Source organism: Mycobacterium sp. SMC-16 (genome assembly GCF_046250085.1).
GTDB classification, from domain to species: Bacteria; Actinomycetota; Actinomycetes; order Mycobacteriales; family Mycobacteriaceae; genus Mycobacterium; species Mycobacterium phocaicum.
The window spans coordinates 3,054,861-3,081,728 of sequence record NZ_CP176427.1; the positions used below are offsets into that span (position 1 = coordinate 3,054,861).

The 26,868-nt window shown below is 64.9% G+C and carries 25 protein-coding genes and 1 pseudogene; 14 read left to right on the forward strand and 12 right to left on the reverse strand.

All coding sequences use genetic code 11. The features are described 5' to 3' along the window. Position 1: 1 nt before the first annotated feature. From ACJEIK_RS14750 to ACJEIK_RS14760, 3 genes are all read left to right on the forward strand, one after another. Complete coding sequence (locus ACJEIK_RS14750; protein ID WP_244872546.1) at positions 2-1,129, forward strand: glycosyltransferase family 4 protein; 1,128 nt, start codon at positions 2-4, stop codon at positions 1,127-1,129. Further along, complete coding sequence (locus ACJEIK_RS14755) at positions 1,126-2,334, forward strand: glycosyltransferase (RefSeq protein WP_064860128.1); 1,209 nt, start codon at positions 1,126-1,128, stop codon at positions 2,332-2,334. Before ACJEIK_RS14750 ends, ACJEIK_RS14755 begins: the two co-directional genes overlap by 4 nt. A gap of 97 nt (positions 2,335-2,431) precedes the next feature. After that, on the forward strand, positions 2,432-3,541 hold the full coding sequence (locus ACJEIK_RS14760) for a hypothetical protein (RefSeq protein WP_409429908.1): 1,110 nt from the start codon (positions 2,432-2,434) through the stop codon (positions 3,539-3,541). Here ACJEIK_RS14760 and ACJEIK_RS14765 read toward each other — a convergent pair. The 3 genes from ACJEIK_RS14765 to ACJEIK_RS14775 all read right to left on the reverse strand — a co-directional run bounded on the left by ACJEIK_RS14765 (position 3,486) and on the right by ACJEIK_RS14775 (position 7,360). Then, positions 3,486-4,799 carry an IS256 family transposase gene (locus ACJEIK_RS14765; RefSeq protein ID WP_052536990.1) on the reverse strand — a complete coding sequence of 438 codons (1,314 nt, stop codon included), beginning with the start codon at positions 4,797-4,799 and terminating at the stop codon, positions 3,486-3,488. The genes ACJEIK_RS14760 and ACJEIK_RS14765 overlap by 56 nt on opposite strands. A gap of 338 nt (positions 4,800-5,137) precedes the next feature. Continuing rightward, a complete protein-coding gene (locus tag ACJEIK_RS14770) occupies positions 5,138-6,667 on the reverse strand; it encodes a serine aminopeptidase domain-containing protein (protein WP_234789599.1) in 1,530 nt (509 codons plus the stop codon). Between the two features lie 447 nt (positions 6,668-7,114). After that, on the reverse strand, positions 7,115-7,360 hold the full coding sequence (locus ACJEIK_RS14775; protein WP_064858246.1) for a hypothetical protein: 246 nt from the start codon (positions 7,358-7,360) through the stop codon (positions 7,115-7,117). A 562-nt stretch (positions 7,361-7,922) separates the two neighbouring features. Here ACJEIK_RS14775 and ACJEIK_RS14780 point away from each other — a divergent pair. Beyond that, complete coding sequence (locus ACJEIK_RS14780; protein WP_212811439.1) at positions 7,923-8,441, forward strand: fibronectin type III domain-containing protein; 519 nt, start codon at positions 7,923-7,925, stop codon at positions 8,439-8,441. A 49-nt stretch (positions 8,442-8,490) separates the two neighbouring features. Here ACJEIK_RS14780 and ACJEIK_RS14785 read toward each other — a convergent pair whose 3' ends face one another. Next, positions 8,491-9,486, reverse strand: a complete 996-nt coding sequence (locus tag ACJEIK_RS14785; RefSeq protein ID WP_165605494.1) for a hypothetical protein — start codon at positions 9,484-9,486, stop codon at positions 8,491-8,493. 94 nt (positions 9,487-9,580) lie between these two features. On the opposite strand from ACJEIK_RS14785, the gene ACJEIK_RS14790 reads away from it, so the two are divergent. Both ACJEIK_RS14790 and ACJEIK_RS14795 read left to right on the forward strand, forming a co-directional pair. Next, entirely contained in the window at positions 9,581-9,922 is a 342-nt protein-coding gene (locus ACJEIK_RS14790) for a hypothetical protein (protein ID WP_131808694.1), read from the forward strand. Continuing rightward, the gene (locus ACJEIK_RS14795) at positions 9,910-10,740 is read left to right on the forward strand and encodes an alpha/beta hydrolase (protein WP_064858242.1); all 831 of its coding nucleotides are present in this window, start codon (positions 9,910-9,912) and stop codon (positions 10,738-10,740) included. Before ACJEIK_RS14790 ends, ACJEIK_RS14795 begins: the two co-directional genes overlap by 13 nt. A gap of 88 nt (positions 10,741-10,828) precedes the next feature. Here ACJEIK_RS14795 and ACJEIK_RS14800 read toward each other — a convergent pair whose 3' ends face one another. Further along, on the reverse strand, positions 10,829-12,181 hold the full coding sequence (locus ACJEIK_RS14800) for a bifunctional diguanylate cyclase/phosphodiesterase (RefSeq protein WP_165605493.1): 1,353 nt from the start codon (positions 12,179-12,181) through the stop codon (positions 10,829-10,831). A gap of 75 nt (positions 12,182-12,256) precedes the next feature. Between ACJEIK_RS14800 and ACJEIK_RS14805 the strand changes: the two are divergent. Then, a pseudogene (locus tag ACJEIK_RS14805) lies at positions 12,257-12,985 on the forward strand (MMPL family transporter); the annotation flags it as partial. Here ACJEIK_RS14805 and ACJEIK_RS14810 read toward each other — a convergent pair. Further along, on the reverse strand, positions 12,972-14,573 hold the full coding sequence (locus ACJEIK_RS14810) for an FAD-binding protein (protein ID WP_409429909.1): 1,602 nt from the start codon (positions 14,571-14,573) through the stop codon (positions 12,972-12,974). The pseudogene ACJEIK_RS14805 and the gene ACJEIK_RS14810 sit on opposite strands and share 14 nt — an antisense overlap. Before the next feature lie 120 nt (positions 14,574-14,693). Here ACJEIK_RS14810 and ACJEIK_RS14815 point away from each other — a divergent pair, with 120 nt between their 5' ends. Both ACJEIK_RS14815 and ACJEIK_RS14820 read left to right on the forward strand, forming a co-directional pair. Further along, complete coding sequence (locus tag ACJEIK_RS14815; RefSeq protein ID WP_409429910.1) at positions 14,694-15,293, forward strand: TetR/AcrR family transcriptional regulator; 600 nt, start codon at positions 14,694-14,696, stop codon at positions 15,291-15,293. Positions 15,294-15,467: 174 nt separating this feature from the next. Further along, on the forward strand, positions 15,468-15,968 hold the full coding sequence (locus ACJEIK_RS14820; protein WP_409429911.1) for a hypothetical protein: 501 nt from the start codon (positions 15,468-15,470) through the stop codon (positions 15,966-15,968). 46 nt (positions 15,969-16,014) lie between these two features. Here the strand turns inward: ACJEIK_RS14820 and ACJEIK_RS14825 are convergent, their stop codons facing one another. From ACJEIK_RS14825 to ACJEIK_RS14835, 3 genes are read right to left on the reverse strand one after another with little or no spacing between them, the layout of a single operon-like run. Next, a complete protein-coding gene (locus ACJEIK_RS14825) occupies positions 16,015-16,311 on the reverse strand; it encodes a DUF1330 domain-containing protein (RefSeq protein ID WP_061007370.1) in 297 nt (98 codons plus the stop codon). Positions 16,312-16,337: 26 nt separating this feature from the next. After that, positions 16,338-16,901 carry a hypothetical protein gene (locus ACJEIK_RS14830; RefSeq protein WP_061007381.1) on the reverse strand — a complete coding sequence of 188 codons (564 nt, stop codon included), beginning with the start codon at positions 16,899-16,901 and terminating at the stop codon, positions 16,338-16,340. Between the two features lie 10 nt (positions 16,902-16,911). After that, complete coding sequence (locus tag ACJEIK_RS14835) at positions 16,912-17,403, reverse strand: universal stress protein (protein WP_061007371.1); 492 nt, start codon at positions 17,401-17,403, stop codon at positions 16,912-16,914. A 233-nt stretch (positions 17,404-17,636) separates the two neighbouring features. Between ACJEIK_RS14835 and ACJEIK_RS14840 the strand changes: the two genes are divergently transcribed. After that, the gene (locus ACJEIK_RS14840) at positions 17,637-18,320 is read left to right on the forward strand and encodes a VC0807 family protein (RefSeq protein WP_064858237.1); all 684 of its coding nucleotides are present in this window, start codon (positions 17,637-17,639) and stop codon (positions 18,318-18,320) included. On the opposite strand, the gene ACJEIK_RS14845 is transcribed toward ACJEIK_RS14840, so the two are convergent. Beyond that, complete coding sequence (locus ACJEIK_RS14845; RefSeq protein WP_135355287.1) at positions 18,268-19,266, reverse strand: Gfo/Idh/MocA family protein; 999 nt, start codon at positions 19,264-19,266, stop codon at positions 18,268-18,270. The two genes, ACJEIK_RS14840 and ACJEIK_RS14845, sit on opposite strands and share 53 nt — an antisense overlap. Positions 19,267-19,273: 7 nt before the next feature. Further along, positions 19,274-20,650 carry an L-serine ammonia-lyase gene (locus tag ACJEIK_RS14850; RefSeq protein ID WP_409429912.1) on the reverse strand — a complete coding sequence of 459 codons (1,377 nt, stop codon included), beginning with the start codon at positions 20,648-20,650 and terminating at the stop codon, positions 19,274-19,276. 175 nt (positions 20,651-20,825) lie between these two features. On the opposite strand from ACJEIK_RS14850, the gene ACJEIK_RS14855 reads away from it, so the two are divergent. Together ACJEIK_RS14855 and ACJEIK_RS14860 are read left to right on the forward strand one after the other, a co-directional pair. Then, positions 20,826-21,605 carry a DKNYY domain-containing protein gene (locus ACJEIK_RS14855; RefSeq protein WP_409429913.1) on the forward strand — a complete coding sequence of 260 codons (780 nt, stop codon included), beginning with the start codon at positions 20,826-20,828 and terminating at the stop codon, positions 21,603-21,605. A 59-nt stretch (positions 21,606-21,664) separates the two neighbouring features. Beyond that, positions 21,665-22,057 (forward strand): hypothetical protein, encoded by a 393-nt coding sequence (locus ACJEIK_RS14860; RefSeq protein ID WP_226521989.1) that lies wholly within the window; start codon positions 21,665-21,667, stop codon positions 22,055-22,057. A gap of 9 nt (positions 22,058-22,066) precedes the next feature. On the opposite strand, the gene ACJEIK_RS14865 is transcribed toward ACJEIK_RS14860, so the two are convergent. Beyond that, positions 22,067-23,923 (reverse strand): DUF222 domain-containing protein, encoded by a 1,857-nt coding sequence (locus ACJEIK_RS14865; protein WP_409429914.1) that lies wholly within the window; start codon positions 23,921-23,923, stop codon positions 22,067-22,069. 95 nt (positions 23,924-24,018) lie between these two features. Here ACJEIK_RS14865 and ACJEIK_RS14870 point away from each other — a divergent pair, with 95 nt between their 5' ends. Both ACJEIK_RS14870 and ACJEIK_RS14875 read left to right on the forward strand, forming a co-directional pair. Then, complete coding sequence (locus tag ACJEIK_RS14870; RefSeq protein WP_212811442.1) at positions 24,019-25,221, forward strand: MFS transporter; 1,203 nt, start codon at positions 24,019-24,021, stop codon at positions 25,219-25,221. Positions 25,222-25,381: 160 nt separating this feature from the next. Beyond that, positions 25,382-26,815, forward strand: a complete 1,434-nt coding sequence (locus ACJEIK_RS14875; RefSeq protein ID WP_061006101.1) for a glyceraldehyde-3-phosphate dehydrogenase — start codon at positions 25,382-25,384, stop codon at positions 26,813-26,815. Positions 26,816-26,868: the final 53 nt, after the last annotated feature.

A 26,868-nucleotide genomic window follows, 5' to 3' on the forward strand; every position in this document is an offset into this window, starting at 1 on the left:
GGTGCTGACCCTGATCGATGGATTCCGGATGGGTGGCGCCGAAACGCTGCTGGCGCACTTGGCCGTCGCCATGCGCGACACCGAGGTCGAGATGGACGTCGTCGGCCTCGATCGTGCCTCGGTCAACGCCGAGAAGACGATGGCGATCCTGTCCGAAGCCGGCGTGCACCCTCACTCGCTGGGTGTACGCCGATTGCTGGATCCCACCGGTATTCCCCGCCTGGTGCGCGAGATCCGCAGGGGTGACTACGATCTCGTGCACACGCACCTTGAAATGGCGGCAACCTTCGCGGTGCCGGCAGCGAAGCTGACCGGCCGTCCGGTGGTATGTACGTTCCATCACGTCACGCAGCGCTGGCCCGGCCGCGCGCACTGGCGCGAGCAGATCGCGGCTGAAGCCGCGACGCTTGGCGATCGAGTGCTGTTCGTTTCCGACGCCAGCCGTACATCGTGGGCAGACGTGCACCGCCGAGGGCGCATCCCGAGAAACTGGGATGTGCTGCACAACGGAATCGACGTAACCAACTTTCAGCCCGGGGAGGTCAAGCCCGCGGTTCGCGCGGAATTGGGCGGTGGCCCCGCGCCGCTCGTCGTGTTACCTGCAGCGTTCCGCTTTTTCAAAGGCATCCCGGTGGCAATAGAGGCGTGGCCGCAGGTTTTGCGCAAACACCCCGACGCAATTCTTTCACTCGTCGGCGGTGGGCCCGACGAGGCCGCATTCCGGAAATTGGTCAGCGACGCCGACTTGGAGCAGTCGATCGTGTTCGCCGGCGTTCGGTCAGACATGCCGGACGTCTACCGCGCTGCCGATGTTGTGCTGCTGCCATCGACGTTCGGCGAGAATCTGCCCACTGTCCTGATCGAGGCGTCGGCGTCGGGTAAGGCCATCGCGGCATCACGCATCGGCGGCATCCCCGACATCATCCTCGATGAAGGAACTGGGCTGCTGTTCGAGCCCAATGAACCGGCAGCCCTGGCCGCTGCGGTGAATCGACTACTGGACAATCCTGACTTGCGAAAAACGCTGGGCCAAAACGCAATCGAGCGCGCGCGCAACGAATTCTCGTCAAGTTCGTGGGCCCGCCGACTCAGCAACCTCTACTCTGATCTGGTTGAGCGTAAGCGTTGAGCGCCAAGGCGATCGACTACCTGGTGTCGCGATTTCCGATCATTTCGGAGACATTCATCGTCCGCGAGCTCGACGCCCTCGCAACCGGGGACGAGCGGGACGTCGGGCTGCGGTCGTTGTTCCCGTCTCCTGACCCACAGGTCCACGACATCGCGCGGCCATGGGTCGACAAACTGGCGCAGCCGGGCATGGGGCGAAGCATTGTCGGCCTGTCGTGGGCACTCCTGCACCACCCGCTGATCACCATGTCGATTCTGGCCGACATCGTGCGCGGCTACGGTCGACGGCCCGCATTGTTGCTGCGCGCCTTGGCTACCGTCCCGATCGCCACCGCTCATGCCCGAGAATTGCACGCATCCGGCGTGGCACGGCATATCCATGCGCACTACGCGACATATCCCGCCTTGGCCGCTTGGATCTGCTCACGCCTGGCTGGTGTGTCCTACAGCGTCACCGTGCACGCACACGACCTTTACGTGGACCAATCTATGCTGAGCCGCAAACTCGACGGCGCCGATTTCATCGTCACGGTGTCCGAGTACAACCGCCGTCTACTGTCGAAGTACACCGTCACCCCGGTGCAGGTGATCCACTGCGGAATCAACACCGCCGCATACCAATTCCGCCCCCGTACCATCCCGGAACGCGGCGCCATCAGGGCACTGTGTGTGGCCTCACTTCAGGAGTACAAGGGCCACGAGGTGCTCCTCCGCGCACTGTCCCTCGGCGGGCCCGGCGTCGATCGGATCGAACTCGATCTGATCGGCAATGGACCGCTGGACAATGAATTGCAGGCGCTGGCGGCACAGCTCGGTCTCTCAAAGCGCGTCCGGTTCCAAGGCGGACAGTCCGAGGCAGCAGTGAAGCAAGCGTTGGCGGACGCGGACTTGTTCGTGTTGCCGAGTATCATCGCAGCCAACGGCCAGATGGAGGGCCTGCCGGTCGCCCTTATGGAGGCACTCGCGAGCGGAATACCAACGGTGTCAACAAGTTTGTCGGGAATCCCGGAACTGGTGGTACCCGAACAGACCGGGCTGTTGGCAAGGCCGGCGGACGCACAGAGCCTGCGTGACACCCTGGAACGGCTGATCGCGTCCGGCCCCGTCCTCGATGACTACGCCCGCGCCGGACGCCGCCTCGTCGAACAGCAATTCGACATCGCCTCTACCACGGCAGTATTGCGGGCACTCTTCGCCAAGGTCTAGGCAGTTTATTGGCCCACAAGCCACCATCGCAGCTCACCGTGAGCTATTCTCGCGAGACCACACAGCGAATCCACTGAAAAGATCGGCCGGGTGTGCCGTGAGTGACGCTATTAATGTGCGGTCACGGGGCCACCGCGGCGCGCCGCCCCGCCGGCAATCCGGCGTGTTCGTCTTCCTCGACCACGACTCGCTCTGGCACAGTTTCCATCAAGTAGCGGCCCTGATCCGCCGCAACGGCATTCCATCCATCAGAATCACCACCGCCACGGCCGGCAGGCTCGAACGTCTTGTCCAATCGCTGCTCTATGCGCGGTGCTACTACCTGCCGGACATTCAGGAATTGGAACATCTACCGGAACTTCTCGAGCCGTTCACCGTGGCGCAGGTGTTCCTGACGGAACCCATGATGGTGGGCCTGCCCGACGATCTCTATGACAGCCTGCCGGCGGCAGTGGCCGACGATGTTCGACGCAGGGTGACATACAGTGACAAATCACGTGCCGCATCTTTTGCCGCCGCGTTGGGAATCGAGACTCCCCAGCAATTGGCGGCGTGCGCGGTCACGCCGACCGACGCGGCCGAGCAACTCGGTCTACCGCTCGTCGTCAAGACCAAGCTGGGAGCGTCAGGCGCGGGCGTGGTGATCGCGAGGACCATCGGCGACATCGAATCTGCCGTTGCCAGGTTGGATCTCGGAGGCGACTGCTTCTTCGAGCGATACGTCGCGGGTCAGATCGTGTCGTATGCCGGAGCGGTATTCCAGGGACAGATCGTCCAGGACATGACTCATCAGGCCGTCAAACTCCCCACCGATCCGACGTGTGCGCCACTGGCTTTCGAAGTGGTCAATGACGAAGTTCTGCTCAGCGTCGGCCGGGCGCTTTGTCAGGCGCTGAATCTCAGCGGGCCGATCAATCTACAGAGCATCCGTGATGCGGCCGGGAAACACTGGCTGATCGACCTCAACCTCCGGCCCTACGGCCCGATGCTTTCCTTTGAGCAGGACAAGGTCGATACCGCCGCTGCGTTTCTCTATGCCACCGCGATCAGCAGTGCGTGTCCTCGACAACGGACCGCGGTGCCGGGAACTCGAGTTGAGGCCTTTCCCTACGATGCCGGAGGAATTGTCAATACCTGTGGATCGGCTTGTTTCAGGCGACCTCCGTTCCAGTTGATTCGGTCGGTGCCGAGTCCGCCGACGGGGTGATGTCGGTGGGTCGCTCGAGCAGTTTGCCTTTGTGGAAGATCGCGCCGGCCCGGACCAGAGCGACCAGGTGCGGTGCGTTGACGGCTCGCCAGCGGGCTTGCGCGGCGTCGATCAGCTTGTAAGCCATGGCCATTCCGGCGACGCGTGAACCCGGCCCCTTGGTCACCTTGGTCCTCAAACGTACCGTGGCAAACGTTGATTCGATCGGGTTGGTAGTGCGCAGATGGACCCAGTGCTCGGCCGGGTACTTATAGAACTCCAGCAGCACATCGGCGTCATCGACGATCTTGGCGACCGCCTTGGGGTACTTGGCGCCGTAGTCCACCTCGAACGCCTTGATCGCCACCTGCGCGTGGTCGATATCCTCGGCGTTGTAGATCTCCCGCATCGCCGCGATCGCCCCCGGATGAGCCGACTTTGGCAGGCAGGCAAGAACATTGGCCTGCTTGTGAAACCAGCACCGCTGCTCGCCGGTGGCCGGGAACACCTCACGCACGGCCTTCCAGAACCCCAGGGCCCCATCGCCGACGGCCAGCACCGGTGCGGTCATCCCGCGACGTCGGCACGACCGCAACAGATCAGCCCACGACTCGGCCGACTCCCGGTACCCGTCGGTGAGCGCGACCAGCTCCTTGCGGCCGTCAGCGCGCACACCGATCATCACCAGCAAACAGAGCTTCTCCTGCTCCAGGCGCACCTTGAGATGGATGCCGTCGACCCACAGGTAGACGTAGTCGGTGCCCGACAGATCACGGGCCTCGAAGGCCTTGGCCTCGTCCTGCCACTGCGTGGTGAGTCGGGTGATCGTCGTGGCCGACAAGCCGGCACCCGAGCCCAGGAACTGCTCCAACGCCGGACCGAAATCACTGGTCGACAAGCCATGCAGATACAGCAACGGCAACACCTCGGTCATCTGCGGCGACTTGCGCACCCACGCCGGCAGGATCGCCGAGGAAAACCGTTGCCGCTCACCAGTGTCCGGGTCAACACGTTTGTCATTGACCCGCGGCGCGGTCACACTCACCGCGCCCGCCGCGGTGAGCACCTCGCGCTCGCGGTGATAGCCATTGCGCACCACCAGCCGGTGCCCGTTCTCATCAAGCTCACCGGCATGAGCCTCGATGTAGGCGGCGACCTCAGCCCGCAACGCTGCGGCCAGCATCTGGCGGGCACCGTCGCGGACAATCTCATCGAGCAACGACCGCGACGAGCCAGCATCCTCGTTGGATGAATCCGCATCGTGAACTACCGTGAGCATGGGCGTACCTTCCCGAACCAGCGCGCCAACGCCGGCTCTTGATCAGACCTTCGACATTCAGATCATCCTCGGGAAGGTGCGCCCTTTCCTACGCCGCCTCGCCGAGGCTCATCCACAGGTTCTGATCATTGCTCACGATGCCGAGAATCTCATCCGAGGCGGGCAGCCGTGGCGCGCCGTGGGCCTGTATCTTCTTCGTTCGTCGGCATTTTGGCGAATCCTTGGCGCAAATTATGTGCTGTACGTCTTACTGGCCGCTGCCGCTCATCGGGCTGACGCCATGCGGGCGCGTACGTGCAAGAAGAGCGGCTCCGCAATTGCGGAATTGACCGCGGCCGTCACGGCGACGCGGAAAATTCTCGTCGCGCCGCATCCACCAAGTACTTCCGCATAAATATTTGCAGTCCGCGATGTAGGACAGCGTGATCCCCGCCGGGCACGGCGGTCAGCTTCGGCGTCGACCCGCGACGTGCCAGTCGATTCGCCCCAATTGGGCCACGATGCGCCTGATACCACTCGTAGTCAGATGGGGACAAGACGAGCTCAGTACGCACACCCTTTTTCATAAGGGGAGTCATCAGCACTTCGGGAGCCTGCGTGTAACCCAAGTGTCCCAGAAGCAACCAGCCTGGATATGGCAGGTCGTCCCGTAGCAGTTTCTTGACGGTTTCCCACGTCCGCTGTCTCAGTCGCGGTGGGTTGTCGGGTGCCTCGGCCATGTATGCGAAGCGTTCGGCCACACCATCGACTCGCCGCCACGAATACAGCAGGAGATTCAGGAGCACCACCAGACGCACGCCATATCGCGAACCCGCGTACGCGGAATTCCATGCACCGGAGCAGATCCCAGTCATCATCAGGTTGCGAGACGGCACCCCCAGTGCATGGACGGCAGCCGTCACGTCAGATTGAGCGGCTGCTGAATGGATCCCGGTGTATTGGTCGTTCGCGATACCCGTCTCACCGACACCGCGGCGGTCGTAGCGCACCACGTTGACACCTAGCGTCGCCAGCTCCCGCGCTGAATCTGGCCAGATCCGCCCTGAGCCCACACGATGTTCGCAAGCCGTGTTGTGGATCAATACAGTGGGACCGTCCTCACGAGTTCCGGCGATTGCAGTTCTGATGCCAAACAACCGGTCAGGCCCGAGCTCGACGAACGACTCGACAATCTCCCGACCGTCGGGCAACACCTCGACGACGGCGGAACCCAGCAGGCCAGGACGAAACGGTACCGATTCCGACGCGCTGTTCGCATCCATCCACTTCTCGATCGCAGCCACCGTATCCGTCGGGATTTTGAAGAACACGCTTCGCGGCTCGAGAAACTCCGGTTGCCCAGAAATCACCTGCGCTTCGCAGGCCTGGACGTCGAGGCCGGCGAGCCGACGGTCACCGACATATTCCGGTCTGGTCAGCACCAGCAGGCGAGCAGCGTTGACCACACTCGGCATCTTCAAAGCGCTCAACTCAGCAGCAGCGGCGGACGACAACGGCATGCCGAGGAGTTGTACTGCGCCTACCTCGTCGGGCAGTTCGTCCGAGCCGCCATCGGAAACTGATACCCGGTAGAGCGACTGCTGTTCGCGCACATACCGACGACCATCGGTCACGGGGTCCCACAGGACCACGCACTCGAGCCCGGCAACCGACTCGGCGGCCACAGCCGCCAGCAGTGCGCCGGCTCGCACGCCGACGAGCGATACCCGCTGAACCCCAGCGGACCTCATGTAGTCGACCGCGGTTCGGACGCCCTCGACAAAGTCCGTCACAGCACTGTCGCGAGACTGCGCTCCGGTCGAGTCCCCGGTACCCGGGTAATCGAACCGCAACACCGCAAAACCCTTGGCGCACAACTCCTGCGCCAACAACTTCAACCCTCGATACGAATATAGCTGCTGCCTGCCGAGCGGCGGACAGATGATCACGCCCGCCCGCGCAGCTCCACCCTCAGGCGAATGCACAACGCCAAACAGTCGCGATCGCTCTGGTCCGAACCACGTCGGCTTCCCCCTCATGGCCGATTCCGGCCCTGTCTGCCCATCCACCGCGCCCCCGGTAACAAAAGTATTTGCCCAATCTACATGTATGTGCACACTATTGCGTCATCGCCGCCGTCTGTCGCGCACGTCCAACCCCCCGTTGCGAAGTGGACGAAATTGGGCTCGACAACACCAGTGTGCGCTTATGGACAGCAGTTTTAGCCAAATCGTGACTAGCCTGCCGCACCAGTTTCAACTCTCGGAACGTATTGTTTGGCGGCGAAAGCACGATGTCGCCCGGACCACAGTCCGCTGAACCCGGAACATTTGCCATCATCGACAATTTAGAGGGTTTGACATGACGACCAAGGGGCGGGGTGCAAAAACGTGGACGGCACTGACTCGAGCGGTGAGCATCGCGTCCACCGCGATACTGATCGCGCCGACGGCAGGTGCTGAATCGTCTTTCACGGGGGCCGCAGGCCGCCCATTCGCGAGCACAAGCGTGTGGAACAGCGCCATCACATCCAACCCGGCGTTGATAAGCAACTCCGCGGCCATCGTCGCCAGACTCAGCATCGGCCAGCACGTCGCCAATCTCAACGAGTTCGGAATACCGATCTACAACGCATCGGCCTCGTCGCCGGTCGTCTCCGTTCGATGCACACAAGCTTGGGGTCCATGCCCATTGCCCACCGCGGTGCGTCTACCGGCAGGTGCACTGCCCAACACAGGCAGCGACCATGCGCTGATCTCCATCGACTGGACCGCGAATCCCCCTGTTTCGTACGACTTCTGGGGTGCTGCGCAGCCGTCCGGCGGAACCATTTCGACCAGCTGGGGTGGCATCACGTACGACCTTGCAAACGGTTCGGGCATCGGGCCGGGCGGCGGCACAAGTGGATCCGCCACAGCCACAAACGTTTCGCGACTCGCCGGCGTCGTCAGGATGCGCGAAATCCAGGCAGGTTTGATTCCGCACGCACTGGCCATTGCATCGAGCCTCGCGTGTCCGGGGTACTTTCGCTACCCCGCATCGCATACCGACGGTTTCGACGCAAGCGCGAACTGCGTCCCCGAAGGCTCACGGGTTCAACTGGATCCGTCGATCAACGTCGGCGCACTGCCTTACGGGCAACAAGTGATCGCGAAGGCACTCCAGACATTCGGTGCGTACGTCGTCGACAATGCCGGGGCGTCCATCGCGGTGGTTTTCGAAAGTGATCCGAGCCTGATCGGCAAGCCCGGCCAGATTCCGGCTGCCTACCAAAGTGCCGGTCTCGCATGGGACTACTACGACATGAACGCGATTCCGTGGAGCCGCTTACGCGTGCTGCAGCAATGGGACGGCAACGTCGATGTCACCCCGCCGACCGCACCGGCGGGCGTCACTGCCGTCAGCGTCGCCCCGACCAGCGTCACGGTGGCCTGGCAGGCATCGAACGACGGACAGGGTTCCGGAGTCGTCGGTTACTACCTCTGGCGTGGCGACCCCTCGGGACAGTACTGGACCATGGTGGCGTCGGGATCGTCGGCTACCCTCGCCGACCGATCGGCCCTACCCGGCCAGACCTACCTGTACGGAGTGCGCGCTCAAGATGGTGTCGGCCGGTTGTCTTCGTCATCGAACATCATCTCGGTGCGGACACCTGTCGGTTGATCCGACCGGCAGATGACGGCCGAGCACGCGGTTGGATCACCAACCGAAATCACAGCGCAGACAGCAGTTCCGTCAGCTCCGTGTACATCCGGTCAAGCGCCGCCTCCACAACTTCCCCCGACACGGTGGCTTCGCAGTATGTGACGGAGACGTTGCGACTGTTGGTGGTGTCGGAAATCAGTAGCGTCATCGCATCGGGTCGATCGAGGTCGACGAACGCAGTCGCCAGTTGCGGCGCATCACGCACCCACGGTAGGTGATCGAATGGAAGCCGGCCCATATCACTCACGGACAGCCGAATCCGTTCTGTGCCAACGTCTGGTTCTGCGGCTCTCGTGCGGGTAAAGCCACCCAACAACGAGCGGAGCGCGCCGATCCCGATGGACATGATGGGCCATCCTGTTTCAGTCACTTTGCGCAGCTGAGCCGTGATCTGGTCCGGCGGCAATGTACCTATCCTAAGTGGAATCCCGATCGCGAAATTTCCCAGGGCGGCCGCATATTCGCGAGGCAGGTACCGCCGGCAATTGAACAACACCACCACATGCTCGTCGATGGGCAGCTGCACTGATCGCAGCGCGGCGAGCCACAAGGCTGACATCACCGCCACCCGCGTCGAGTCGGGCGCATGCTTGTCAACCCAATCCTGCAATCGACCGATCTGGCGCGCATCGAACCGACGTGTGGCGACTCGCCTCAACGACCGCCAATCGGCCACGGCGCCGGCTTCGGAAATACCAGAAGTTCTGCGCCGCTGTTCTTTTCGCAGAGTCCAGAGCGATCTCAGCAGCGCAGGGCGCCTAGCGTAGTGCCGCCACAACGCCCGCCAAACCACGGTATGCGGCAGATCCGACGGCAACTCCGGTAGTCCGGCAGCCAGCGCACCGATGATGCTCAACCCGTAATGTCCGTCACCGACCGCGTGTGGGTATTCGACGGCAAGGAAACCGCCGGAGACGAAGACGTCGGTTGGATTCCGCCGACCCTGGCGGTGTCCGATCCCGGTGAGAAAGGCGCCGAGATCGATTGAGGCAGTGTCTGCCACGACGTGAACCGCATCGTCGATGAGATCAGGACGGTACGGCCAGCACGCTTGGCTCTGGCTTGGCGCGATCGCAATCCTGGGGGTTGCCGAACTTGTGACTATCGTCGACAGTCGGGATTGCACCTCATCGGCGGTGAGCCCCTCCAAGGGTCCGACGACTGCAACTATCCGACTGCCGGACCAAGACCTGTCCAAGGGAGTGGAGCGATACACCCCGGTCACGTTGCCCCACCAGCGCTTTCGCATCGACATCAACATGCGGCTCCCCGCCATAATGGTCGCCACCGGTCCAAAGTTACCGCAGACGCGAAAACTTCCCGCGTCAGATGGTCATTTCGACATCATCGAACTCCATTTGCGTCGCTACGCAGCTCTGGGCAAATCGCCACGCCTGCTGCGCCGGGTTGATGGCATGATGGCGCCATGGCCCAGCTGACCCGGCGCGCCTTCATCGGTTGCGGCGCCATCGCCGGCGCCGGAGCCGTCGGCGCGTATGTACTGGGCACGACTGTTCGCCGGCCCCGTGCCACCGCACATCCGGCCCCCGCAACGAGCGGAGCCAATACTTTCCTCTCCGAGGCGCGGGGCGGCGTGTCAACCAGGTGGGCCATCGCACGGCCACCCGGCCGTGGTGGGCCGCTTCGCCCTGTCATCGCGTTGCACGGCAGGGGCAGCAATCTCGACGAGACCATGTCGGCAGACTTTCCGGACCGCCTGGATGAGATTGTGAAGGCAGGATTGCCGCCGTTTGCAGTCGTCGGCGTCGACGGCGGCGACAACTTTTGGCACAAGCGGGCCAACGGAGACGACCCGGGAGCCATGGTGCTCAATGAGCTGATACCGATGCTGGCCGGGCAGGGCCTGGATACGTCGCGGGTGGGGTTCCTGGGCTGGTCAATGGGCGGGTACGGCGCACTTCTCTTGGGCGCCCGGTTGGGTCGCGCCCGGACGGCGGCGATCTGCGCTGTCAGCCCAGCACTGTGGACCTCGCCTGAAACGGTGCCGGAGGGAGCCTTCGACGGCCCGGAAGACTATGCCGCGAACTCGGTATGGGGACAGCGCTCGTTGGCCTCGATTCCGATCCGGATCGACTGCGGTGAGAGCGACGGGTTCGCTGCCGCAACCAGAGCTTTCATCGCTCAATTGCCGAACGGCGCCGCAGGCGGTCTCTCACCCGGCGGTCACGCCCCCGCGTTCTGGAACCCACTGATGCAAGACGAACTCGCGTGGCTCGCGCCGCTCATGGCCCGATGATTGGTGCAGACTCTCAGCGCTTACTCGCTCTCGGTGCGCCCATAGATCCGCACAATTTCCGAGAACGCGGGTCACAGAACTCGGCCCGCTAGATGCTCGCTGCGACGGGCCGCGGAATGCTCGGCGGAAAGTCTCGCCGTTCACGAAGCCAGGCGGGCACGCGATCAGCGGCGATGGGCGTGCTGTAGAGATAGCCCTGCACAACGTCGCACTTGAATTGCTTGAGCCGAGCGGCAGTTTCGCCGTCTTCCACGCCCTCAGCGACGACGCGGGCACCCAGATGATGGGCCAGCGAAATGATGGAGCGGACGATTTCGGCGGCACGATCGTCCTTGAGGACAGATGCGACGAACTGCCGGTCGAGCTTGACTTCGTCCACCGGAAGGTCGCGCAGGTAACTCAACGTTGAATAGCCGCTGCCGAAATCATCGATCGCGACCCGTACTCCGGTGTGGCGCAACCCGTTCAAGACGTACTGAACGCGTCCCAGCTTGCTCAGCATGAAGTCCTCGGTGATCTCCAGCGTCAGGTCGGCCGCAGAGATCCGGCGTTCTTCCAGCGCCTTGGCGATCCGCCGGGGCAAGGCGATGTCAGTGAGGCAATTGGCGAATACGTTGACTGCCACGGGAACAGCCAGTCCCTCACCGCGCCAGCGGGCAACGTCGTCAAGCGCCCGCTCGATCACCAGATCGTTCACCAAGGTGGTCAGGCCATGCGAACGCACCAACGGCAAGAAGCGGTCGGGGGCCAGCAGGCCGAGTTCGGCATGGGGCCAACGCAATAGGGCTTCCACGCCCATCATGGCGCCCGAGATCAGGTCGAACTTCGGTTGGTAATACAGGCAGAGTGCCTCACTGTCGATCGCCTGGCGTAGCTGGCCCAGCAGCCGGACCGTCTCGGTCGGCCGTGCTCCCAAGGCCGCGGTGCGCGTTGTCGTCGCAGCGTCGTCGTCAATGTCGCTGTCCCTGCCGTGGATGTACGCACTTCGCAGGTGCGAGTTCTTGGCGATTTGAACGGCCGCCGCCGCTCGCGCGAGCAGATCGTCGGCAGTCAGGTCGGCTTCGCCCTCGGTGGCCACCGCCAGGCCGACGCTCGGTCGGATCAGCAGGTCGTGCCCGTCGATGATGAACGGGTCGGCGAATGCCTGGACCAGGCGGTCTGCCACGGCCCGGCCGCGCTCGACACCGCCGTCCATGAGTACCGCGAACTGCCCGCTGTCCAGCCGTGCGATGACATCGTCGAGGCCGACGCTCGATCGGATACGGCCGGCGGCCAGGTTCAGCAGGTCGTCTCCCGCACCACGGCCATAGGCCGCGGTCACCAACGCCAACTCGTCCATATCGAGACGCGCAACCGAAACGCCTTCGGCGGCATGGCCGGTCCGGGACAGCAAGGAAGACAGTCGGTCGCGCAACGAGATCGCGTTGTCGAGGCCGGTCACCCGGTCCTGCTCCAAGAGTTCTCGCGCGGCGGCCCGTAGGCGTTGGTTCTCGTTGAACGTCACAATCTGACGCACCACAACCCCGAGGCCATCCCGCACATCAACGCGATCAAGGACGCGGTGTTCGACGCCCTCAAGGCGACACCGATGTCGGATGCCAAGATCTACATCGCCGGTATCGGCTCCACCAACAAGGACATCCAAGAGGGCACCAAGTACGACCTGTTGATCTCCGCGCTGGCGGCAGTCGCGCTCATCCTGCTGATCATGGTGATCGTGACCCGCAGCATCGTGGCCGCGGCCGTCATCGTCGGTACCGTCGTGCTGTCCCTCGGCGCCTCGATCGGATTGTCGGTCCTGGTGTGGCAGTACATCTTCGGCATCCATCTGTACTGGGTCGTGGTGCCGCTCGCGATCATCCTGCTGTTGGCCGTCGGCGCGGACTACAACCTGCTGCTGGTGTCCCGGTTCAAAGAGGAGATGCATGCCGGCCTCAACACCGGCATCATCCGGTCGATGGGTGGCACCGGCAGCGTCGTCACAGCAGCCGGTCTGGTGTTCTCCGCAACGATGGCGGCGTTCATCTTCAGCCCCCTCGTGATCCTCGGGCAGATCGGTACGACCATCGGTCTGGGTCTGCTGTTCGACACGTTGGTGGTGCGATCGTTCATGACACCGTCGATCGCCGCACTGCTGGGCAAGTGGTTCTGGTGGCCGCAGATCGTGCGCCAGCGCCCGGTCCCCGCCCCGTGGCCGTCGCCGCAGAAGTTCGACGACGACGACCTGTCGCTCAGCGAGCGCTGACCGAACCGCGTCGGACGGCGTGCTGCGCGGCACGCCGTCCGGAGAACACACAGTCGGCGAGCGACAGCCCACTCACGTAGGAGTTGGCACAGATGCCGATAGCCGTGCGTCCTGCCGCGAAGAGGCCGTCGATCGATTGTCCCTCAGCAGTTTTCACGGCACCGGTGTCTTCGTCGACGATGAGGCCGCCGAGGGTGAACATCGGGCACGGATTGATCAGGCTGCGCTTGATCGAGATCGCGATCAGCGAGTACGGACCCTGTTCGATGGGGTGCACGTATTCGGCCGGCTTGCCCATCGGATCCGGGCGCCCCGCTGCCGCGGCCTCGTTGTGCTCAGCGACTGTCCGGCACAGTCCAACCGGGTCGACGCCCGCCTTGGCGGCGACAGCTTCGATGGTGGCCGCCTCCACGCGATCGGTCCGCAGCATCGCCTCCATCTGCAGGCGCTGGAACCAGATCGCCTGCTGCGGAAGCTGTTCGCGCGCCTGCTCGAGCAGCGTCCGGTCGGCCAGGATCCAGCCCCGCCCATTGTGGCCTTGCACCATCGCGTTGCCGATGGCTGCGCCGTAACGGGTTTCGTCGATGAAGCGCTGTCCGTGTTCGTCGACGACAAGGCCGCCGAGCATCGCACTGGGCGGCGTGATGAACCGCCACGCTGATACGTTGTCCAGCCGATCCACGGCCGCACCGACGTCGACAGCCAACCGCATGCCGCTGCCGTCGTCCGCGCTGGTGCCGAGCTGCAGGCCATCGCGATAGTCCGGAGCGTGCTGCTGGATCAACTCGCGATTGGCGATATATCCACCGGCGCAAAGGATTACCCCGTTGCGGGCATGAATGTCGACCGTTCGGGCGTAACGGCGTTCGAGAGCGGCGAGCCGCCGGTCCATCGCCGCGCGCAGCGGCGGGTAGTAGATACCGGGTTTCACGGACAGCGCGGCGTATGTCGCGTAGCGACGCTGCACCCACGCCGGAGCCTGCGCCAGGGTGCTGGTCCGGACCCCCACGACCCGGCCCGCGGCATCGGTCAGAAGTGACTCGGCTCGCGTGTGGAACATCGTGCGCACGCCCGCCCGACGCGCTGACGCCACCAGCGGCTGATAGATCTTTTTGCCCGACGCGCCTGCACCCTTGGCCCGGTGGCCGCGCTGCACCGGCGGCGTGAGCGCACGAAAGTGCCCGGAGTTCTCGCTACCCGAGTAGTAGAGGTAGTACTTGTTGTTGGGGTAGGACGTCTTGTAGGGACATACCGAGGCCTCGAACGGCACGCCGTGTGCGGTGAGCCAGTCGATCATCGCAGGGCTACCGTCGACGAACCGCCGCAGTGTTTCCGGCCGCACCGAGTCGCCGACTTCGGCGTGGAGGTATTCGTACATCGCATCGGCAGTGTCATCGATGCCGGCCTGTTGCTGGACCCACGTGCCACCGCCTGCGTAGATGATCCCGCCGGACACCTGCGTGGCGCCGCCCCCGTTGAAACGATCGATGGCGAGGACGTCCGCTCCCTGAGCCCGCGCCTCGAGCGCAGCGCACAGGCCCGCGGCTCCGTAGCCGACCACAACGACGTCTGCGGTGACGCTGCTCATGGTGATCCCTTCCGACAGGTCTAGAACTCACGGTTTAGACTCTGAGTACAACATATCAGTTTAGATGTCGGTTCCACCGTCGCGAGGTCCCGCGGATCGCTCCCTCGTACACTTCGACTCGTGGTTGAACAGACCGGACGCGCAGTGCCCGCGGCAGTGGCGAGCAAGCTCTATGCCGCGGCCGACCTGATCGCCGCCAAGGGCCTCGAAAACACGAAGATCGAAGAGATCGCCGCCGCGTCCGGTGTCCCGAAAGCCACGCTGTACTACTACTTCACCGGCAAGGACGACATCCTCGGCTTCCTGCTGCGGGATTCACTGGGCGACCTGGCTCGTGACGTTGCCGCGGCCGCCGATTCCACGGGAAGCGGGCGGGAACGGCTCATTGCCGTCATCACCGCGCAGGTCGCGCACACCATGAATCGGCCGGGGACGAGCATGGCACTGGTCGGTGACCTGGGCCGCGCCATCCGACTCCCCGACCTCGCTTCGGCGGTCCAGCATGCGTTCTACGAACCCATCGCGCGTGTGCTCGAGGCCGGTGCCGCCGACGGCACCCTGAAGCGTGTCGCGGAGCCACACACCGATGCGGTCAGCATTTTCGGGGCGGTCATGATGACAGCGCTGTTGCACAACGCCGTCGGCTCGGGAAAGACGCAGCGCGACGTCGCCGGTGCCGTCATCGACTTCGTCTTGAACGGCGTTGCCCCGGCGCGCTAGTCACGCCGCACGCGCCGGCATCGTGCCGTGGGTGGCGGTCGATACCTACCCCGGGAGTAGGAAGTCTTCGACCGATCTCCGACCACGGCACGATCCGGGCGGACACCTCACCTTCATAGGCTGTTGAACACGTAGTGCGCCAATCTATTTCACGCACGAGCAAGAAGGTTCACAGTGAAAACCTTAGCGACCGTACGGGGCGAATTCGCGCGAGCCGTGGCCATCTCGGCAGCATTGAGCGCGGCCATGACGATGGTGGCCACGTCGGCGTCCGCATCGCCGGCACATCGAATGTTCCTGCTCGCCAACCTGCACACCTGCGACTTCCAGCTGGTGACAACACAATTGGGTCGCGCAAGCGCAAAACCCTTCGCCGAGATCACCTCGGACGGTCGCATCGCGGTCGCCCATATCGACTTGACGAACGGCGCCGACGACGCGCGGTACGTGGTGCGGGTGATCCCGGCACCGCACGCCGTGCTGGGTTGTCTGCCCGGTGACCGCGGCATCACCACGGGAACCCTCGTCACCGATGCCTTCGGCAGCGGCAGCATCACGCTGCAGGCGCCCATCCCGGCCGGCGCCACCGGCATGTGGCTGGCCGTGGACCTACCGTCTGCGCATTCGCAAGTCCCGGAGGAGTTCTACAGCAGCAACTACATCGCGCCGGTCTGATCGGTCGCCGAATCGTCCGGCCACGGGGTTGTTCGGTACGCCACCACTACGGCGCACCGATTCCCTTGACGAGCAGGACGACGGCGTCGGATCCAGCCCGGCGATCGACCGAGATTTCCTGGTACTCAGGTGAATTCGCCCATGCACGGAACGACGACTCGTCGGGGAACGACATCAGGACCACCTTCTCGCGATCCCAGTCGCCTTCGATGACCGCGGGTGCCTCGTCTGCCGCGAGGATGGTCCCCGCGTATTGCGCGAAGACGCCCATGAACCGACTCTGATACCTGTCGTAGGCGGGTCGATCTGTAAACCGAAGCTGCGCAATGGCGTACACCGTCATGCGGGCACGCTACCCCGTCGGCGCCGTCAGACGCCGGTCCAGGCGCTGGCGATGCGCTTACCGATGTCGACGACCTTCGCCTGCTGCGCTTCGGGCGCCTCGATCCGGCGGCCGACCTGCTTGGCGATGACGCGCTTGATCTCCGAGTCGACGTCGGCCACGATCCGCAGCAGCTCACCGCGCAGTGTCTGCGACGTCACGTTCACGGTGATGTCTTTGCGCTCCGGCTTCGGGATATCGATGATCAGCAGCAGCGGCTCGGCAGCGCGAGCCGTGGCGATCAACGCGATCTCGCCCGTCACCTCGAACCGGGACCGGTCCACGCGCAGGTCGATGAGCAGATCGATGTCGAGGGGAATGCGAACGTCGAAAGCGATCATGTCGCCGTCTCTGCGTGTCACCTGTGGCTGCTCGATGCTGACCCGCGCCGTCACCCGCGCGATCCCGGCGGGGCCGGCCGGAAAGGGCCCGAGCTCAAAGGTGTCGCCGGCCATCGTGCCGAAGCCATCGGCAACGCGATCGGCGGTGACAGCGACCTCGAAGAACTTTCGGCCGAATTCCTCGTAGGTGGCAAAGTCGTGGGTCGACATCGGCACAAGGTCAGTCGACGGTGTGCACGATCAAGATGTCGATCTTGGCCTTGCGCGCAACGTCGGCGGGAACCGAGCCCAACAGGCGTCCTGCGGTCGTGTTCAGGCCGACATCGCCGACGACGATCAGGTCGGCGGCAACGTCGCGCGCCAGCGTAGTCAGCGCTTCGACGGGCGCGCCGATGACCGACCGCTCTTCCACGTCCTGGGCGCCCGCGCCACGCGCGAGTTCGCCTGCGTCGCGCAGAATTTCGTACACGTGCGCGTCGCCGTGCACCCGGTAGCCGGCGTCACGGCCGAGTACGTCCTCGGCGCGACGATCACTGGCCTTTTCCGGTGCGGCCGCTCGTGCCCAACTGCCCTTTTCGACTTCGTGGAAATGGGCGGTCGCAATCACCAGCTTGGCGCCCTGCTGAGCGGCGAACGTAGCGGCGTGCTCAACTGCCTTCATCGAAGAGTCTGAGCCGTCAGTTCCGACCAGGACCGTCCGATAGCTACCCATGGCTGTCTCCTTACGGGAGTGACGTCGAGACGACACTAGCGCGGACAGTCCGGTTGACGTGGGCTTTTGGCGTGCCTCGGAGGTACGCGCCGCCAGCGGCTCCGCCGATCGGTGGACATCGGTTTCCTCCCCCTCATCAACCGGTCGCCCGACAGACCCGGGACCGCCCGAGCGAGACGCTGTAGGCATCGCTGCACGGCGACGCCACCGACTCGTCCGGGAAGGACATCTCCATGACCGCCATGTCGATCGACACCATCGAACCGGAGCCGGTCGACCGCCCGGATGCCGCCCGATCCGCCGCCAAACGCCGCGCGATCGTCCGGACCGTCCTCGAGATCGGCACGCCGCTGGTCGCCTTCTACGGCCTCCGCGCCACCGGGCATTCCGAGTACTTCGCGCTCCTGGCCGCGACGGTCGTCGCCGGTGTCCCGGTCGCGTACGGGCTCGTGCGGGTTCGTCGGCTCGATCCCTACTCCGGGTACCTCATGCTGATGTTCGGGCTCACCCTGGCCGTCGCCCTGGTGACGACCGATCCCCGGCTCGTGCTGGCTGGGCAGACGCTCGTCGGCGGTGTGGCGGCGGCGGTGTTCCTCGCCAGCTGCCTGCTCGGCAAGCCCATGACGCAGTTCGTCGCGGCCCGATTCATGCCGGCCACCACCGAGCACACTCCGACCACCGCGTTATTGGCGTTGCACGTCCGACTGAGCGCCGTCGTCGGCGTCGGCCTGCTGATTCAGGTGGCCGTCCTGCTCGGCATCATCTTCACGTTCCCGTTCGACGTCGCCAACGGCCTGGTCAACGCCGTCGGTTCGGTCGTCGTCCTGGCCATCGGCGCCGTGGTGGCCCTCATGGTCCGCCGCTTCAAGCAGGCTCTCGCACCGGAAGTCCGGCGGCCCGGTACACGGCATCGATGACGGTCATGTTCTCGACCGCGTCCTGCGGAGACGTCTTGACAGGTTCACCACGCAAGACCGCACCGGCGAAGGCGTCCAGCTGATAGTCATAGGATGCGCGCCGCGGAAACCGTTCCACCCGTTTGCCTTTCACGGTGCGGACCGTCAGGCGGTGGTACAGCTGGGGCAGCACGGGATTGAACACCCGCAACTCGCCGTGGTCCCCGACGACCCGAGCGCTCATCTCGAGGAGACTCGTCGACCACATGCTGCAACGTATCCGTCCGGTATGCCCTGCGGGGTAACGCAATTCGGCGGTCATCGCACGGTCGACCTGCCGGTCCCGGAGTTTCGCCTGCGCCGATACGACCTCGGGAGTGCCACCGCCGAAGATGCGCGCCATGTGGATGGCGTAGCAGCCGGCGTCCATCGTCGCGCCGCCCGCCAGCGCGTAGTTGTACCGGATGTCGGAGAATTTGGGCAGCGGGAAGCACATCGCCGTCTCGACGTGCTGCAGCTTCCCCAATTCGCCTGAGGCGATGGTCTCCTCGACGCGCAGCGCCAGCGGGTGGTAGCGGTAGTGGAACGCCTCCATCACCACACGGTCGGAAGTGGCCGCGCGTTGGGCGATGTCGGCCGCCTCAGCGGCGTTGGCGGTGAACGGCTTTTCGCAGAGCACATGTTTACCTGCCTCGAGGGCAGCCCGAATCCACCTGCCGTGCAGCCCGTTCGGCAGTGGGATGTACACCGCGTCCAGCTCGGGATCCGCGATCAGGTCCTCGTAGGCGCTGTACGCCGTACCGATGCCATGGCGGGTGGCGAATGCGGCGGCCCGCTCTTCCTCGCGGGCTGCGACCGCGGCCACGACGACGTCGCCGCGGCCATTGGCCGGTTTGATGAGCGCCAACGGCGCGATCCGGGCTGCGCCGAGGATGCCGATTCGTACCGGCGCGACTGTCTCGCTCATCAACGGCTCAGCATTCGACGACATTGACGGTCACTGCGAGGCCGCCAGTCGAGGTTTCTTTGTACTTGGAGCTCATGTCCATGCCCGTGGCGCGCATGGTTTCGATGACCTGGTCGAGGCTGACCCGATGGGTGCCGTCACCTCGCAGCGCCATGCGTGCGGCGTTGATGGCCTTGCCCGCGGAGATGGCGTTGCGTTCGATACAGGGGATCTGGACAAGGCCGCCGATCGGATCACACGTCAGCCCCAAGCTGTGTTCCATGGCGATCTCGGCAGCGTTCTCGACCTGTTGCGTTGTGCCACCGAGAATTTCCGCGAGGCCGCCCGCCGCCATGGAGGCCGCGGATCCGACCTCGCCCTGACAACCGACCTCAGCGCCCGAGATGGATGCGCGTTCCTTGTACAGCGACCCGATGGCTCCGGCGGTCAGCAGGAATCGAACCGTCGCGTCATCGGGGTCGGCCTTACCCGCCGCCGTGTAGTGCAAGGCATAGTGCAGCACGGCCGGAATGATGCCCGCGGCGCCGTTCGTCGGAGCCGTGACGACGCGTCCGCCCGAGGCGTTCTCCTCGTTGACCGCCAGCGCCACCAGATTCACCCAATCCTCGGCGAACGCCGGATCCCGCTGCGGGTCTTCGGCATTGAGCCGCACGAACCAGTCCTTGGCCCGGCGACGGACCCGCAGGTTGCCGGGCAGGTAGCCGTCGCGCGACATCCCGTTGGTCGCGCAGGCGACCATCACGTCACGGATGTGCAGCAGACGCTCGCGCACCTCTGCCTCGGTGCGGGTCGCGGACTCCTGCGCCATCATCGCATCACTGATGGAGATGCGCTCACGGTCGGTGAGGGCCAGCAGTTCGGCTGCCGACGTGAAAGCGGCGGTCTCGCTGGTGCTTTCGGGTGAGGCGGCCATGGCCTCCTCGGTGAGGACAAAGCCACCGCCGACCGAGAAGTACGTTTCTCGGTACAGCACCCCGCCGTCCGCAGAGGTCGCCGTGACCGTCATCGCGTTGGGGTGACGGTCGATTTGCTGCGTCGGGTGCAGAGCGATATCGGATTCGGTGAGGGCAAGCACGATTCGGCCACCGAGCCGGATCTTCCCTTCAGCCCGGATGACCGCCAGCCGCTGTTCCATCTCATCGGTCTCGATGGTGTTAGGCCGGTAGCCCTCCAGACCGAGCAGAATCGCCGGCATGGTGCCGTGGCCGCCGCCGGTGGCAGCCAGCGACCCGTACAGGTCGACGCGGACATCGACGACCTGGTCGACCACATTGCGCGCGCTGAGTTCGTCGACGAACATGCCGACGGCTCGCATCGGCCCGACGGTGTGTGAACTCGACGGCCCGATCCCGATGGAAAACAGATCGAACACGCTGATCGTCATGACAACTCCAGATTGGGCGGGAACTGTTCGCCAGCGTACGCAGAAGCGCCAGCACCGAGACTCGGTCGCCGACATTGATCGTCATCGCCGCGCGGTACACCGCGAGTAGCGTCATCACGGCCGGGCGAACCGCTCTGCTCGAGAGACTGCGGACGGGTCATCGAAAGGGGTCGACATGCGTCGGTTGGCTGCCGTGCTGTGCATCGCCGCGTCCGCACTCGTCGGTGCGTGCAGTCCCAAGGTCGTCGGCGGGTACTACGTCGAGGACGGCAAGGTCTATTGGACCGCCGGCATCGACTCGTCACCCCGGGTGGTGGCAGGCGCTGACGCCGAGTCCTTCCACAAACTCTCGAGCGGCTACGCACGGGACAAGTCGCACGCCTACTACCGAGGGGCTCAGATCCCCGGTGCCGATGCCGCCACATTCGACTGGCTGAATTACGGCTGGGCCAAGGACCGCAACCACATCTGGGCCGGCACTCTGCCCCTCAGCAACGACCCCGACCATTTCGTGCCGATCAACAGCGATCTGGCAAAAGACGGTCGGAGTGTCTATTGCAAGGACCGCGAGATTTCGGACGACCCAGCGCACTTCGAGATCCTGCGATTCTCCCCCGACGACCGAAACCTGGACTATGCCAAGGACATTCACACCGCCTACTACCGCTGCGAGGCGATCGCCGGGGCGAACGCGGCGACTTTCCGTCGCCTCAACGACAGCGTGTTCAATTACGCCGTCGATGATCAGCGTGCCTACTACCAGGACCGGGCTATCGTGGGCGCCGACCCACATACGTTCCGGGTGCTGTACGACACCGCCAACGAAGGGTGCGCCGCCGATGCGCAACACGCGTACCGCTGGGACACCGTCATCCCGAACGTCGACCCGCATGACTTCCCATCCGGCAAGCCTGTGACCGGGTGCGACGCGACGCAGGTTACGTTCGGGCCATGACAGCTGACCACGGAGAGCGTCGTCGTGCGCGCCGGCTCCTCATCATCGCGGCAGTGTGTGTGCTGACGCTGGCGGTCCTCGCGGTGATCGGCGTGAAAACCCGCGGTTTCGGCCTCATGGGTCCGGAGCCGCGTGCTGCGCAAGACGTCGCCCGCGACAGATGCCAGGCCGACGTGCGCAAGCAATTGGCATCGCCCGATTCAGCCCAACTTTCCGGCGTTCGGTCGGTTGCCGGCGCGCTGGAGACGGATGGACAGGACATGTTTCCGCTGATGATGGACAAACCGCTGAAAGGCGTTGACCGCAGCCGCATTACGGTGTGGAACGTGTCGGGGACGATCGACGCCAAGGCCGAAGCCGGCGGCACGATTCACGACCCCTTCACCTGCCGCGCCTACTTCGTGGACGGCAACCTGGCCGACACCTTGGTTCTGTTCGACCACGCACACTAGCCATCTGATTCACCGCAGTGGCGGGATGTCTTGTTGCTCTGCCGATTCGGCAGTGGCTGCGGCCTCGGCGGCCTCTGCGGCTTCCCGTTCTTCTCGTTCTTTACGTTGGCGGGCGAACGCTTCCCGGGCGGCCTCTTGTGCGTCGATGTCGGCTTGGTTGAGGGCGCGCTCGTAAGCGATCTGCTGGGCCTGGTCTTGCGCGCGGGTGCGGCGGCGGATGGGCATCATGATGCTCCGGCCGGGGGCCGTGGTGGTGTCCAGATCGACGGTCTCTGGTGGTGGATTGGGCAGTGGCGTGTCGGTGATGTTGCGGGGGAACAGGATTCGGCTTTCGGGCACGCTGATGTAGGTGTGCCCGGTCGGTGCGGTCCACACGATGGTGCCGTCGGGGTGTTGACGGTCCTGCCACCCGTCGGGGCCGCCGTAGAACGTTTTCAGTAAGTGGTGTTTGCGGCACTTGGGGTTCAGGTTGCCCGGATGGGTGGGACCGGCCGGCCACGGCACCGTGTGGTCGATATCGGAGGCGGTGGCCGGGTGATCGCAGCCCGGGAACATGCACGTCATCGCCCGCATCCGCACGAACTCATCCATCGCGGCCGACGGCCGGTACCGCGGCACCTCATCCAAATCGGCGGCGGAGGCGACCGTGCGAACCTTCGCACCACGAGCCACCAGATCCGCCAACACTGTCGGCGGCACCACACCGCCGCCGAGGACATAACCGACCGGCGCCCGCACCGGCGCGGTCGCCGGCGTGGGCGCCGCGTCGGCCACCGGTGTGGACGTGCTGTCGCTGGCTGGTTCGAACGCAACAGGCGCCAGGGTTTCGGCGGCCCGCGAATCGGCCACCGGCGCAGGGTCGGACATAGGCATGGGCGTCGACGCCATGTCGTTCGCCGGCTCGGCTGCTGGCGCAGGTGCAGGTGCGAAGACCGGCTCAGGCGCGCGATCAGGTTGGGGCGTGAACACCGGCTCCGGCGCAGACGGGGCCGGCGTGGGCACCAACGGCGCGGCCGGGTCCCCGCTGAGCAGCGGGTCAGGCACCGGCGCCGGCAGCCCATTGGTCAGCACATGAATCATCACCGCCGTCGCCCGCGCATCAGGCCCAGCCGCCGGGCAGTCGGGATTGCCGCACTGGCAGGCCAACCGATCCCCGCGTGCTGCCAGCACCCCCAAGGCGTCAGCGCGGCGCTGCCCGAACGTCCGCGGATCGTTCTCGCACACCTGCCGGGCCATCTCGGTCAGCACCCGATCCAGCAGTTCGGCATCAGTAGCCAGGAGTGCACCCCAGATCGAGGCCACCCCGGTCTCGTCATCGGGTTTGCCCACCCCGACGCCGCGGCGGCGCGCTGCTGAGCGGACTTTCAGGACTGCGGCGGGGTCGAACTTCTGCACCCAACCATCGATCTTCTTCTCGATCTTCTTGCGCGACAACCCCGCCCACTCCGACAGTGCTCCCGCCAACGCCGCATCGATCACGGCCAGGGTGTTGGGGTCCTCGACCAGACGAGTACGCCAGCAGATCGTGCCGACCGTCCGCGCGGAGACTCCACCGTCGGCGAACACCGCCGCCACCCGAGGTAGCCGGAACCGCAACGCCACCGCGATCGACAACTGCCCCGATGCTTCGCGCTTCCCGATCCCCAGCGCGGCGCCGACTTCGGCGACGGCGGCGTCCCAACCATCGCACGCCCACCACTGTCGGCCCTCCTGATCATCGACACGCAACGCCACGAGGTCCGCGATGGCCCGGAACTTCCCGCACTCGGCGACGTTCGACACCCGCGCGAAGTGGATCATCAAGTCGACCACGCCGGCATCGTGGACCGGCACACCGCCGGCCCCGATGCCAGAATGTTCGAACATGTGTTCGAGTCTACCGCCGGATTCGATGATTGTCACGTGTTATGTCTCAGGGACATCGGTGACACTTCCGCCTGGGTCCCGTGCACAATCGGTGCGTGACCGGCCGACCACTCAAGCCCTGGCACTTTGTCCTCGTCTTCGGCGTGGTGAGCCTGCTTGCCGACATGGTGTACGAAGGCGCACGCAGCATCATCGGCCCCTATCTGGCCACCCTCGGGGCGTCCGCCGCCGTCGTCGGATTGGTCGCCGGCGCAGGCGAATTCATCGGATACGGGCTGCGGGTTGTCGCCGGCTATGCCGTGGCCCGGACCCAGCACTACTGGAGCTGGACGATCACCGGCTACGCACTGACGGTGCTGAGCGTCCCGTTGATCGGCGTCACAGGATCGCTCGTACCGGCGCTGCTGCTGTATGGCACCGAGCGCCTGGGCAAGGCGGTCCGCTCGCCGGCCAAGGACACATTGCTGTCGCACGCGTCGACGAGCACGGGTCGCGGCAGCGCCTTCGGCGTACACCAGGCCCTCGACCAGACCGGCGCCATCGCCGGGCCGCTGCTGCTGGCCGCGGTGTTGAGCGCTCACGCCGGCGACTACCGGATGGCGTTCGGAGTACTGATTGTTCCGGGCGTACTCGTCCTGATCCTGCTGGGTTGGCTCCGCTTTCGCGTTCCCGATCCGCGGAGCTACGAAGAGGAGGCCATTCGGGAAGCAACCGAACCCGACGCCGGTAGCCCTGCGGTACCGAAGCGGTTGCCCGCTCGGTTCTGGCACTACGTCATCACGATCGGGGTGCTGTCGTGCGGCGTCGCCTCGTTCCCGTTGCTCGCATTCCACGCCCAACGCACCGGGCTGCTGTCTGACGCTCAGGTCCCCGTCCTCTTCGCGGTTGCGATGGCGGTCGACGGTGCGGCCGGCCTCGTGATGGGTCGGGTTTACGACAAGCGCGGGCCCGTCACTCTGGTCGCGGTGCCCATTGCCGCCGCGTTGTCCGCGATTGCCTTCACCGGCGACCGGACCCTCGTATGGATCGGCGTTGCGGTGTGGGGCATCGTCAACGGAGTCCTCGACTCCACCGTGAAGTCAGTCGTCACCGAGCTGGTCCCGGTGCACACCCGGGCTGTGGCGTTCGGCTGGCTCGCCTTGTTGCGCGGTATCGCGTTGCTCATCGCCGGTGGGCTGCTCGGTGCGGTCTACGACATCTCCCCCACCTACACGATCGCGCTGATCGTGGTGGCGAACGTCGTCGCACTGATCGGTTTGGTGCCCATCCTGCGCAGGATTCAGCCGGCCATCCACTGAGTAGTCGCCTGCTGGGACACAGTTTCGGCCCACGGGCCGGCGTGCCTGTCAACCCCTACGTGCCCTGCCAGCGGGACGACCTGCAGAGCCGGAAATACCGATCGCTAACATGAATGCGCTGCTCAGCGCGATCGGCCAAGCGACCCGTAGGACAGATGAGTTGAATACACCAGAACTTGCCAATTGGAACACCCAGGAAGCCCTGGCGGAGGCGATGATTCCGATCGTCGGCACCTTGCACCGCACGCGCGGCGTCACCGTCCTGCTGCACAGCCGGTCGCTGGTGAACAAGTCGGTGATCAGCATCCTGCGCACCCACCGCTTTGCCCGGCAGATCGCCGGCGAGGAGCTCTCGGTGGTCGAGACCTTCCCGTTCCTGGAGGCTCTGGCGAATCTGGACCTGGGTCCGGCCAAGATCGACCTCGGCCTGCTGGTGCACGCCTACCGCGCCGACGAGCGTGGCCTTTCGGTAGCCGACTTCGTCGCCGACGCGCTGTCCGACGTCACCGGCGACAACAAGGCCGAGCCGCAGGGCCCTCGTGACGTGGTGCTCTACGGCTTCGGCCGGATCGGTCGCCTCGTGGCCCGACTGCTGGTCGAGAAGGCCGGTGGCGGCAACGGCCTGAACCTGCGGGCCGTCGTGGTGCGCAGCGGTGGCGCCGACGACCTGAAGAAGCGCGCTTCGCTGCTGCGCCGCGACTCGGTCCACGGGCACTTCAACGGCACCATCAAGGTCGACAAGGAGAACAACCTCCTCATCGCCAATGGCAACGTCATCAAGTTCATCTACGCGAATGACCCGTCCGAGGTCGACTACACCCAGTACGGCATCAGCGACGCCATCCTGATTGACAACACCGGCAAGTGGCGCGACCGCGCCGGCCTCGAGCAGCACCTGCGTCCGGGCATCTCGAAGGTCGTCCTCACCGCACCGGGCAAGGGCGATGTGCCGAACATCGTGCACGGCGTCAACCACCTGGGCCAGGACGTCAACCAGCAGATCTTCTCGTGTGCGTCGTGCACCACCAACGCGATCGTGCCGCCGCTCAAGGCGATGGACGAGAAGTTCGGCATCATCCGTGGTCACGTCGAGACGGTCCACTCGTTCACCAACGACCAGAATCTGCTGGACAACTACCACAAGGCCGACCGTCGTGGCCGTTCCGCGCCGCTGAACCTGACCATCACCGAGACCGGTGCCGCCTCGGCCGTCGCCAAGGCGCTGCCGGAGCTCAAGGCCAAGATCACGGGTAACTCGATCCGCGTCCCCACCCCCGACGTGTCGATCGCCATCCTGAGCCTGCAGCTCAAGAAGGAGACGACGAAGGATGAGGTGCTCACGCACCTGCGTGAGACGTCGCTGTCGGGTCCGCTGAGCCGCAACCTCGACTACACCGCGGCGACCGACGCCGTGTCGAGCGACTTCATCGGTTCGCGTGCGGCGTCGATCATCGACGCCAACGCCGCCATCGTCGACGGCGATCAGGCCATCCTGTACTGCTGGTACGACAACGAATTCGGCTACTCGTGCCAGGTTGTTCGCGTCGTGCAGTTCCTGTCGGGCATCGAGTACCCGACGTACCCGCGGAGCTGACCAAGCCGCAAAGCTGACGACGATCCGGCCTGTCTGGGTGCCGCTACGGCGCC